We start from the raw sequence: 10,877 nt of genomic DNA on the forward strand, positions 1-10,877 counted from the left end.
GTCGGATTATTCCTTGCATTGCATAAAAATCCAAGAATGAAATCTGACAACGATTCAATCAGCGCTTCCCTGGAAGCTCCGTGCTGGTGACCCTACCCATGAGCATGCCAAACTGCCGCCCGGCGGCTGTCCAGCCCAAGGCTAAAGGCTCCGTCCCAAATGACACCAACCGTATTCCGTCCATCCGCCGCGAAGCGGCTTGGCCTCAATTCTCAAATCTCAAATCTCAATTCTTTCCCTTCACACTTTCCCAATAGCCACAGAAAATACTCCCTCATCAAAAGGTGTCAGGTCATCCTGCTGGTAAATGGCATAGACCACCCGGTTTTTCCCTACGTAAAAATTGGTAGGCAGCTCCGTGACCCTGTGGTTCTCCAGAAGGGTAATCCCCTTCTTCTTTGCCGTAGTCTCTATGCAATGGTTCACATCATCCACCGTAAGGTTGGGGAGAACCGCAGAGAGATCCAGAAGATTTCCGGTGTCGTCAAAGTTGAGGCCCTTGGCAAATGTCTTCCCGTGTTCCGCACCGGCTGAAAGTTTCTGCTCGATAAGGACGATACTGGTGATACCTTCATTGTTGCTGATGAAATTTCCCACCAGCCCTTCGTGCCAGCTCATCCATCCATCGGTGGTGACAGTCCTATTGTCTTCTTTCAGTTCCTCCAGGAACCGGTTCTTCTCCCGGGCAATGGCTGCATTCACATTGCCCGCATATTCATCGTTATTCAGGTGTGCCACCAGGTACGGGCTCCGGAGCACCGTATTTCCCAGATGGTAATCGTCGGTGCGGAAGGCGCCGGATTTTTCGGACACCTTCACCCCAAGCCCCGGCCAAAGGGAAGCTTCGGAAACCGGCATGCCTCCCAGCAAAAGGGCACCGCCCAGAAGGACCAGGAGCCCTCCCTTTTTCCAATTCATCATATATTTCCTTTCCTCTATGAAATGTAAGATTGATTTGAGGATTGCGTGAAACATGGAGGTCCCGCAGCTGCGCTGCCATAAGTGGCTGGTGGATGGCAGCCAGGCCTCAACTTTCTCCCCTTTACTTCTTCTCATAATAATATCTCGTCCACATGACCACTTCCGACAGGGAGGGATGGGGCGTCATGGTCTCGCTGAAGGTATACACAGACCGGGGCGCAAGGGTCCTTGTCAGGGGCAGGGCCCGTAGTTTCTTTGCCGTTTCCGAGGCAATGTCTTCATGGATAGGATGAATGGTATGGGATCCGGCCATGAGGGCATCCACGAAGGGCTGGATAAGGATGGACGCTTCCGGTCCCACGATGTGGGCACCCAGGATATCCTTTGTCTTCTTATCGATCACCAGTTTCACGAATCCATCGTCCGGGTCTCCCGGCTCAAATCCCAGGGCATAGCCCTTGGCGGAGGTGGAGTAGTGGTTCATCGCCGTTTCCACGGTATGTCCCTTCTTCTTTGCCTCTTCTTCTGTCATGCCCACATGGGCCGCTTCCGGGTAAGTATAGGTGACGGCAGGGACCGCGCTGTAGTCCGCCCACCGCCAGTGGTCCGGAGGATTGTCGGAGAACAGGTTGTGTGCCAGGATTTCTGCTTCGTAGTTTGCTTTGTGCCGGAAGGGAGCCTTCCCGTTCACGTCCCCCAGAGCCCAGATGCCTTCTGCCGTGGTTTCCAGGAACTCGTTGGTTTCGATGTATCCCCGACTGTCCAGACGGACGTCCGTATTTTCCAGGTGCAGCAGTTCCGTCATAGGACGGATTCCCGGGGCCACCAGGATTTCCTCGGCCTCCGCCGTCCCTTCTTCCCCGGTGGTCCTGTCCCGGAAGGAAAGGACCTTCTTTCCATCCTTCCCGGTGACGCCAAGGGTTTCCTTATTGAGCTCCACAGCTATGCCCAGGCGGCGGAATTCTCCCAGCAGGAAATCGGACACCACCGGTTCTTCCTTGGGGAACAGCCGCACATTGTGCTGCACTATGGTCACCTTCGTACCGGCGGCATTGAAAATATGGGCAAATTCACAGCCAATGGGACCGCCGCCGATGATGAGGAGACTTTCATAGGGCTTCTTCGGGAAATCAGGTCCGAAGAATTTCTCCGAATCCACATACCCCGCTTCTTCAAGCCCCGGAATAGCGGGAATATTCGTCCGGCCGCCGGTGGCGATAAAAATCTTTTTCCCCTTCATGGTAAGGCTCTTTCCCCCATCCAGGGCCACCGAAAGGGTATGGTTATCCAGGAACGAAGCGGTACCGCTGTAGGTATCCACATTGGGAAACTGCTCATAGTAGGTCCGTATGGCTGGGCTCTCATCAATTTTCTTCCACACCCGCTTCGACACCACATCCCAGTCCATACGGACGTTATCCGCATAGACGCCGATGCGGCTTCCTTCCCGGGCCTCCCGGACCCGGTTTGCCGCTGTCACCATGACCTTTGTAGGAATGCAGCCCCGGTTGAGGCAGGTGCCGCCGACCCGGCCCCGTTCGATAACCGCCACCGACAGCCCCTTCGCCAGGGCAGCGTCGGTCACAATATTGCCGGCTCCTGTGCCGATGACAATGACATCGTAGTTCTTCATGGAAATCCTCCTTATTTCCTGTTTGGAAAAGTTCAGAAATTTCTTACCATATTTATAAGAATCTATATCTATAGTATGATTGAAAAGGCCCCATTTGGCAAGGGCAGGGTCCTTCGATTCCGACACCGGAGGCTGGCGGTAACCGGAGGAAAGGGGCATCGAAATCACAGACATCCTTTCTTTTTTGTGCATTTGCCCTGTTGTGGTACAATGGTATAATAAGTATTTAAAAAATTAAATGTTTCACAGGCATACCTGTACCATACAAGGAGATGGACATCATAGAATTTAAATCATTTCGCATTGAAGACAAGCCACTGATTGATGGCTTTTTCAAAGTTCACCATTATGAGCAGATTGACTGCACATTCAACACCCTCTTCCTCTGGCAGGAAGCCCACGACACGAAGTGGGCCGTGAAGGATAACATCCTTTTCATCCGTGCGGGACAGGGAAAGGATATGTTCTTCCTCCCTCCCTTTGCAGAAAAAGAAGAGGATTTCGTCCACGGACTGGACCTGATTCACCAGGAACTGGACAAGGCGGGCATGGAATTCCGCCTGAAGTCCGCTTCCCGATGGGTAACAGAGCAGATTGAGCGGCTCTGCCCCGGGAAATACAATTTCATCGAAGACCGGGACAATGAGGAATACGTGTACCGCACGGCGGACATGATTTCCCTGCCCGGCAAGAAACTCCGGATGAAGAAGAACCACCTGAATTCCTTCCTCCGCCAGTATTCGGATTACCAGTACGAACCCATCACAAAGGACAACATGGAAGACGCCAAGGCCGGCATCCATGAATGGTTTGAGCGGCACGGGGACATTGAAGAAGAAGAGGAAGCCATGAAGCTCTGCTTCGACAACTGGGATGCCCTGGGCGTAAAAGGGGCTGTCATCCGCATCTACGGCAAGGTGGAAGCCTTCACCAATGGGGACCTGGTCAATGAAAAAATGGCCCACATTATCTTTGAGAAGGCAAACCCCAATATCCGGGGCCTCTACCAGGCCATTAACCGGGATTTCCTGCTCCACGAATTTGCGGATACGGAATTCGTAAACCGGGAAGAAGATCTGGGTGTACCGGGCCTCCGGGAAGCCAAGATGGGCTACAACCCGGACCACCTGACTGAAAAATTCGACGTGGTACTGAAGAAATAGATTTGAGAATTGAGTGAAGAGAATTGAGGTTCTGCGGCTTTGCCGCGGCCCTTCCCCAAAGAGATGGATCCGCCTCGAAGAGGCTGAATCTGCGAAGCAGATGGAGGTTAACTGATGAAAGTGCCGCAGGCAGGTCAGCTTTCCTGAAAGCCAGTCGCCAGCAGCCAGAAGCCCCGCATGTTCGCATGCCATTCATCCACACGTCACCCGGCCCGAAGGGCCTGTCCCGCTCAAGGCACAAGGCTGAAGGCTCAAGGCCAGCGGCTCCGCCGCTGGAGACTCAACTCTCAACTCTCTTTTCTCAACTCTTTCCTTTCCACCAGGAGGACATTATGCAACTACGAAAAGCTTCCGAGAAGGATACGGAAGAAATCAAAGCCCTCTGGGCTTACTGCTTCGAGAAGCCATCGGACCCCTTCTTCCAATGGTATTTTACAGACCTTTATACCCCATCCACGGTGCTGGTGGGAGAAGAAAAGGGACAGCTGGCCTGTTCCCTCCACCGTCGGCCCTATACGGTCAGGGTGCGGGGCCGGGATTTCCCGACGGACTACATTGTCGGCGTATCCACCCATCCCGCTGCCCGGGGACGGGGCTATGCATCATCCCTCCTCCGGGGCGCCTTCCACCTGGCCGCCAAAGAGGACAAGCCCTTCGTGATTCTCATGCCCTCCGCAGCATCCTACTACCTGCCCCAGGGCTTCGGGTTCTACGTGCACCAGTGGCAGAGGGAAGCGGCGCCGGAGGAGCTGGCAAAGATCTCCGAGCGCCCCGCCGCCGCCCGGACCCTGGATAATGATGGGGACTGGAAAGAACTCTCTGCCATTTATGACGCCTTCACGAAGAAGCGGAACGGCTACACCCTCCGGGATGAGGCCTCCTGGAAATCCCATATCAAAGGACAGCTGCTGGAAGGATATATCGCCGTGGTGTATGATGAAAAAGGCCCTTCCGGGTACCTGTTCTACACCATGGACGACAGGAAACTCATCGCTACGGAAATGGCCTTTGCCCGGGAAACGGGCCGCCGGGGCCTCTACGCCTTCATGGCCGGCCACCGGGGTTCCATCGACCGCTGCCTATGGCAGGAGCCCTTGGACGACCGGTCATTCCGCTACTGGAATGACGGCGCCGAACATACCTATATAAAGAACCGGACTTTCCCTTACATGATGGCCCGGGTCACGGACCCGGTCACCGCCTTCGACGGTCTCCCCTGTCCGGAGGAACTGGAAGGGGAAGAGCTGGCATTCCAGCTGGTGGACTCCTTCCTGCCCGACAATAACGGCATCTATGTGCTCCGGGCGGAAGATGGGAAGATCAGCGCCCTGAAGGAAGACGTCTTCTACAGCCTGAAATGCCACATCGAAGACATTTCCGGCCTCACCCTGGGAGAGGGAATCCCGGAACCTGCCTTCTGCATCAATGCAGGAAGCCTGGCGGAACTCTTCATGGGATCCGCCAGCCTCACGGAACTGTCGGATCTTGGAAAGATCCAATGGCTCCAGGCCGATGAAATGGAAAAAGAGCGGGTGCTGGCCCTGGCAGATGCCATGGTCCCTGCAGAAAAGAACTGGATCAATGAGTGGTTCTGAAAAAGGGCGGACCTATTTCACTTACATGGTGCGGTGCGCCGATGGGTCCCTCTACACCGGCTTCACGGTGGATGACCTGCAGAAGCGGATTGACACCCATAACGCCGGAAAGGGCTCCCGGTACACCAGGAGCCGGCTTCCGGTGAAGCTGGCCTGGTACGCCTCCTTTTCCACGGAACACGAAGCCCGGTCCATGGAATGGCACATGAAGCAGAAAACGAAAAAAGAGAAGGAAGCCCTGGCGGCTTCCTTTGGAAAGGACAGAAAAACACAGTGAATTCATCGGTACAGAAAACCAGGTACCTCACAGAGGCAGCAGCGGCGGCAGCCATAGCGGCGCTGCTGGTACTCCTGAAACTCCTGGCTCCCTTCTTTGTATTCATCACCATGCTCACCTCGGCGGTACCCATCGCCATGATCTGCAGCCTCCACGGCATGAAATGGGGACTGGGCACCAGCCTGGCAGAAATTTTCCTCGTCAACATCATCGGCGGTCCGGAAATCGGATTCACCACTGCCTTCTATGCAGCGGCACTGGGGCTGGCCATGGGATACGGATTCCGCCACAACCTGTCCTTTGCGAAAACCCTCCACCTGACAGCCTTGGCCTACATCGTGGAAATGTCCTATAAGATCGCCGTTTCCATCTATATTCTCGGCATCGCCGACGCCCTGACCAGCGCCATTGACCGCTTCGTCTCCATGATCCAGTGGATCTGGAAACCCCTGTCCACGGTCTTCGGTTTCGACCCGGACCCGGGGAAGGCGGTCTTCACCACCTCCGGCATGGTCATGCTGGGCCTCGTCTTCATCCTGAACGCCTACTGCTACGCCTACCTGAACCAGGAAATCGGCCGGGAAATCCTGAAACGGCTGAAGGCGGGGAGAAGGATATAGTGAGATAGTGGATTAGTGAGTTAGTGAAATAGTGGGTTAGTGAAATAGTGGGTCTGCGGCTTCGCCGCGGGCCTTTTTATATTGGGACCGTAGAGGAAAGATTTGAGATTTGAGGTCAAGCTGCTGCGCCGCGAAAGGCTGCATCCTATTGGTTATCCTGCATATTGAAAATACCGGTAAGCAAGTGCCCCCTTAGAGTAGGCGGCAGGCCAAAGGCCAGGGGATGGATCCGCCTTGCAGAGGCGGTAATCTGCGAAGCAGATAATTTCCACCGTCTTCCATCAATCCATCCTGCGGCTTTGCCGCGGCCCTTCTCCAAGGGCCTGCATGGTCGAGGACTATCTCACATACTGGGAATACCGGTAAGCGAGTGCCCCCCCTTGGAGATGGGGGTAGGCCGAAGGCCAGGGGATGGATCCGCCTCGCAGAGGCGGTAATCTGCGAAGCAGATAATTTTCACCGTTTCCCATCAATCCATCCTGCGGCTTTGCCGCGGCCCTTCTCCAAGGGCCTGCATTCTTACGGATTTTCTTACACTGAGCTGATTACCATTACGGCAATCTTTCCTGCGGCGCCAGCCGCAGATGGATACCGGTGGAAGCTCTGTACGGTCGTACACCAGCCCATGTACCCACAAAAAATCAGCGGGACTGCACGATCCTACAGCCCCGCTGATTTTTGGTTTTCACCGGAAATGGTTATTCTTCTATCAAAGTCTATCTATTAAGCGAAAGGAACCCACTTGCCGTCCTTTACCTGGAGAACGTCCAGATCCATCTTCGGATCTCTGTGGTCATCGAACTGGAACTTGCCGGTAGCCCCTTCGAAGTCCTTGATCTGGGCCAGGGCATCACGGAATTTCTTGCGGTCCGTGGTGCTGCCGGATTTTTCTACAGCTTCATGCATAACGTAGATAGCATCGTAAGCCTGGGCGGAGAACTGGTCCGGTTCGTGGCCGTATTTTGCCTTGAATGCCTTCCGGAAGTTCTGTGCCTTATCGGTCTTCCGTTCTGCGTTCCACGGAGTAGCTACGAGGGTACCTTCCGCAGCGGCGCCGGCCTGTTCAATGTATGCCGGGCTGTTGAAGCCGTTGTTGCCGATGATGGGCTGGTTCATGCCCATTTCGCGGGCCTTCTTAACGATGAGGGCCCCTTCCTGGTACAGACCGGCGATGCAGATAACATCGGGGTTAGCAGCCTGGATCTTTGTGAGCTGTGCGGAGAAATCGGTATCCTTGTCGGCAAAGGTTTCGGTATCGATGATGTCGATGCCCATCTTCTTGAAGAGTTCTTCGTAAATGCCATGTTCACCAACCATCTGGTCATTGTTGTTGGAATACATGATGGCTACCTTCTGGAAGCCCAGTTTATCATGGGCCTTCTTTACGGTAATCGGAATAGCCATCTTGCCGGGGATGGCGTTACGGAAAATATAGTCGCCGATATCTGTGATGCCGGGAGCCGTGGTACCGGTGCCGAAAGCTACCATCTTGGACTGCTGGGCAATGGGGCCTGCAGCGAACATGGAGCCAGAAAGGGTCGGTCCTTCAACAGCGAGAACCTTATCCTGTTCAATGGCCTTCTTCATGGCATTGATGGCTTCTGCCTTGTTGCCCTTGGTATCATAGGTCTTCAGGTCGATTTTGATCTTGGTATTCGGGTTCTTATTGATTTCTTCTACCGCCAGTTCCGTGCCGTCCTTCATAGCCTGTCCATAGGCAGCAGCCGGGCCGGTGTAGGCGCCGAGGAAACCGAATTTAACGGTCTGGGCACCGCCTGCGTCGCCGCCCGCTTTCTTGCTGCCGCCGCATCCTGCGAATGCGCCGCAGATTGCTGCTGCTGCCATAATTGCTGCCATACCTTTTAACCATTTCTTCTGCATAGTGAAAACCCCTTTCATAAACTTTGATTGAATGCCATATTTGCCAACTTCTGACGACACAGGGATGAAGGAAATAAAAACGCCCCTGCCGGGCAGTCTTATACTGCCGGCAGGGGCGGATGTTCCGCGGTACCACTCTGGTTTATCTCTCTCGCCGCCGTATATATAGAATGCCCCTGTAAAACAGAACGCCCCTACCTCCGGCATGAGCCGGAGATAGGGGCGAATTGATTCGCGGTACCACCCTACATTATACTTGCGGTTTCCTATTCGTAACGTGAATGGACGTTCCTGCTTACTATATTCGGCTGGAAAGCTCTCGAGTGACTAACAGTAAACCTTCGTCTGCCGGTTTTCATCGCCCACCGGCTCTCTGCAAGATCAAAAGTAAACCTTTTTCTCGTTCATCGCTTGTATGTATTTCGCTTTCAGAAGCTTGTAGACATAATACAACCTGCCATTTCATCTGTCAAGACAGAAAATGAATTTTTGGCAAAATTTTTACAAAGTGCAGTTAGAGCCCTATGCGCAGGGGCCTCGAGCCTCCAGCCTTGAGCCTTGAGCAGGACAGGCCCTTCGGACCAATTCCATCAGTTTCCATCAGCTAACCTCCGCCTTCCCAAGGAAGGAGCCTCCTGTAGTGTCATTTGTCCGTTTCAGGGTTACAGTCTTCAGGCCCCCATCTGCAGCGCAGCTGCGGGACCTCAATTCTCTTTCCTCAAATCTCAATTCTTCTACAAGTACTGTGACACATCCTTCCTCCCCAGCAGTGCTGCCGGAATGAGGCCTGCCGCCATGCCGCAGAGAGTGATTACCGGAATAATGAGGAGTCCCCGCCAGTCCGGGGCTGTCACCATGGTGATAGCCGCCGTATTGGCGATGGCCCTGGCTGTGAGGAGGCTGCCGCCGTAGGCAGCGCACCAGCCCGCCAGGCTCCCCAGGAAGAGGAGCATCCCCTCCTCCAGGAGGAGCAGGGACCGGATTTTTCCCTTTCCAGCGCCCAGGGCTTCCAGGAGAGCCAGTTCCGGCAGTCGGGACAGGCCGCTCCAGTACATGACCAGGAGAGTGATAATGAGGGACATGGCGAGAAGGGAAATGACCAGGGCCTTCCAGAATCCCTTGGTCTGTCCCACCATGGCGTAGAGGGAAATAATGGACTGGGAGGGGAAGACCATCTGCACTTCCTTATTCTTCTGGTAGGCAGAAAGGAGTTCCATGGCTTCCTTATAGCCCTTCGGCACCACGAGGAGCGCCGTCACTTCCCGTTTTGCTTCCTCCTTTTCTCCATGTTCTTCCCATACGTCCTTCATGTCGATGAAGATAGCCGTATCATAGGGGCCACCCACAGGGGAAAGGATGCCCACCACCTTGAAGGGGTGTTCATGGGCATGGCCCTTGGCAGAAGTACCGTGGACGGACTTGAAAGTATCTCCCACCTTCAGTCCCGTGAGCCGGGCAGTTTCACTGCCGATGACCGCTTCTCCTTCATTCCGGAAGACCCGGCCTTCCCCCATGGCCAGCCAGGGGCCCTTATTTTTCTTCGGCCGGTAATCAAAGAGAGCCGCGTCGGTACCGGCGATGCGGAATCCCCGATAGTTATCGCCGAATCCCAGGGGATACACGGCCTGGGTCTTCCCGCCGTCTTCCAGTTTCTTCATTTCCTCATAGGAAATATTGCCCACCGGACGGTCCCGGAGAAATACCGTATTCAGTACCAGCTGGTACGCCGAACCCCGGGCGCCTGCCAGTATGGGGAACGGCTCCACCGCCCGGTTGATGCCTTCGTAGAGGCCGCCGGTGACCTGGAGAATATACACCGGCACCGCCGCCGTCACCAGGATGAGGAGGAACAGCAGCAGCTGCCGGAGAGGCCGCCGGAGCAGGGATAGAAATGCCAGTTTCAGCATGGGAGGAAACCTCCTTTCTGCACGTCGTAGCGCTTCGGGAAGAGATCCATCACCCGTTTATCGTGGGTGGCACAGAGCAGGGTGGCTCCTGATTTCTTCTGGTAATCCAGCATGATATCCATGAGCTTCTTCCCGTTCTCCTCGTCCAGGGACGCCGTAGGCTCGTCGGCCAGGAGAAGGGAGGGATGGCGCACTACGGCCCGAAGGAAAGACACCCGCTGCTGCTGGCCGCCGGAAAGGTGGCCGGTCTTCCGGTCTCCCATGCCGGAAAGGCCCACATCCGCCAGGAGCCCTTCGATTTCATCGTCATCGGCAGAGCGGCCCGCCAGCTTCGCAGAAAGGCGGATATTTTCCTTCACCGTGAGCCAGGAGAGAAGGAGGGGCTTCTGGAACACATAGCCCACCTTCTCCGCCCGGAAGCGGAACCGCTCTTCCTTAGAAAGGTTTGTCAGCTGCACATCGCCAATGGTAATATCCCCATAGGAAGGGGTCAGCATGCCTGAAAGGCAGTGAAGAAACGTAGTTTTCCCGGTGCCCGAGGGGCCGGTAATCACCGCAAGCCCTCCGTCCTCCAGGGAAAAGGAGGGCACCGAAAGGGCGCGGAGTTTCTTCCCTTCCCCATCGGGGAATTCACAGATCAGATTTTGTACCAGAATCATAGGAACTCCTTTGTTGAATAGTGGGTCAGCGGCTCCGCCGCAAAAGAAAGAGTTGAGATTTGAGAATTGAGAGTTGAGGTCCCGCGGCTTTGCCGCGGCCCTTCTCCAAGGGCCTGCATGATTGGAATTACCAGGCATATTGAAACCAACCGTGAGCAAGTGCCCCCTTAGAGAAGGGGGCGGCCAAAGGCCAGGGGATGGATCCGCCTCGTAGAGGCGGG

At 55.0% G+C, this 10,877-nt stretch carries 9 protein-coding genes and 1 other annotated feature; of the genes, 4 read left to right on the top strand and 5 right to left on the bottom strand.

Annotation, left to right across the window (positions count from 1 at the left end; translation table 11 throughout):
* Positions 1-240: 240 nt before the first annotated feature.
* Together QZR21_RS05780 and QZR21_RS05785 are read right to left on the bottom strand one after the other, a co-directional pair.
* Complete coding sequence (locus QZR21_RS05780; RefSeq protein WP_296099094.1) at positions 241-921, bottom strand: hypothetical protein; 681 nt, start codon at positions 919-921, stop codon at positions 241-243.
* Positions 922-1,042: 121 nt separating this feature from the next.
* Positions 1,043-2,554, bottom strand: a complete 1,512-nt coding sequence (locus tag QZR21_RS05785; RefSeq protein ID WP_296974225.1) for an NAD(P)/FAD-dependent oxidoreductase — start codon at positions 2,552-2,554, stop codon at positions 1,043-1,045.
* A gap of 272 nt (positions 2,555-2,826) precedes the next feature.
* Between QZR21_RS05785 and QZR21_RS05790 the strand changes: the two genes are divergently transcribed.
* From QZR21_RS05790 to QZR21_RS05805, 4 genes are all read left to right on the top strand, one after another.
* Positions 2,827-3,717, top strand: a complete 891-nt coding sequence (locus QZR21_RS05790; RefSeq protein ID WP_296974227.1) for a DUF2156 domain-containing protein — start codon at positions 2,827-2,829, stop codon at positions 3,715-3,717.
* A gap of 332 nt (positions 3,718-4,049) precedes the next feature.
* A complete protein-coding gene (locus tag QZR21_RS05795; RefSeq protein ID WP_296099099.1) occupies positions 4,050-5,312 on the top strand; it encodes an enhanced intracellular survival protein Eis in 1,263 nt (420 codons plus the stop codon).
* Positions 5,299-5,589: a GIY-YIG nuclease family protein gene (locus tag QZR21_RS05800; RefSeq protein WP_296099102.1), complete on the top strand. Its 291-nt coding sequence runs from the start codon at positions 5,299-5,301 to the stop codon at positions 5,587-5,589. The genes QZR21_RS05795 and QZR21_RS05800 overlap by 14 nt, the downstream gene beginning before the upstream one ends.
* Positions 5,586-6,209, top strand: coding sequence for a DUF2232 domain-containing protein (locus QZR21_RS05805; protein ID WP_296099105.1), 624 nt, complete (start codon positions 5,586-5,588; stop codon positions 6,207-6,209). The genes QZR21_RS05800 and QZR21_RS05805 overlap by 4 nt, the downstream gene beginning before the upstream one ends.
* A 723-nt stretch (positions 6,210-6,932) precedes the next feature.
* Here QZR21_RS05805 and QZR21_RS05810 read toward each other — a convergent pair.
* The 3 genes from QZR21_RS05810 to QZR21_RS05820 form a co-directional block, all read right to left on the bottom strand.
* Positions 6,933-8,090, bottom strand: coding sequence for an ABC transporter substrate-binding protein (locus tag QZR21_RS05810; protein WP_296099108.1), 1,158 nt, complete (start codon positions 8,088-8,090; stop codon positions 6,933-6,935).
* 215 nt (positions 8,091-8,305) lie between these two features.
* Positions 8,306-8,507, bottom strand: a binding site (T-box leader).
* 317 nt (positions 8,508-8,824) lie between these two features.
* On the bottom strand, positions 8,825-9,997 hold the full coding sequence (locus QZR21_RS05815) for an ABC transporter permease (protein ID WP_296099111.1): 1,173 nt from the start codon (positions 9,995-9,997) through the stop codon (positions 8,825-8,827).
* Positions 9,991-10,656, bottom strand: a complete 666-nt coding sequence (locus tag QZR21_RS05820) for an ABC transporter ATP-binding protein (protein ID WP_296974234.1) — start codon at positions 10,654-10,656, stop codon at positions 9,991-9,993. The genes QZR21_RS05815 and QZR21_RS05820 overlap by 7 nt, the downstream gene beginning before the upstream one ends.
* Positions 10,657-10,877 lie beyond the last annotated feature (221 nt).

Source organism: uncultured Dialister sp., from assembly GCF_900541605.1.
Taxonomy (GTDB): Bacteria; Bacillota; Negativicutes; order Veillonellales; family Dialisteraceae; genus Dialister.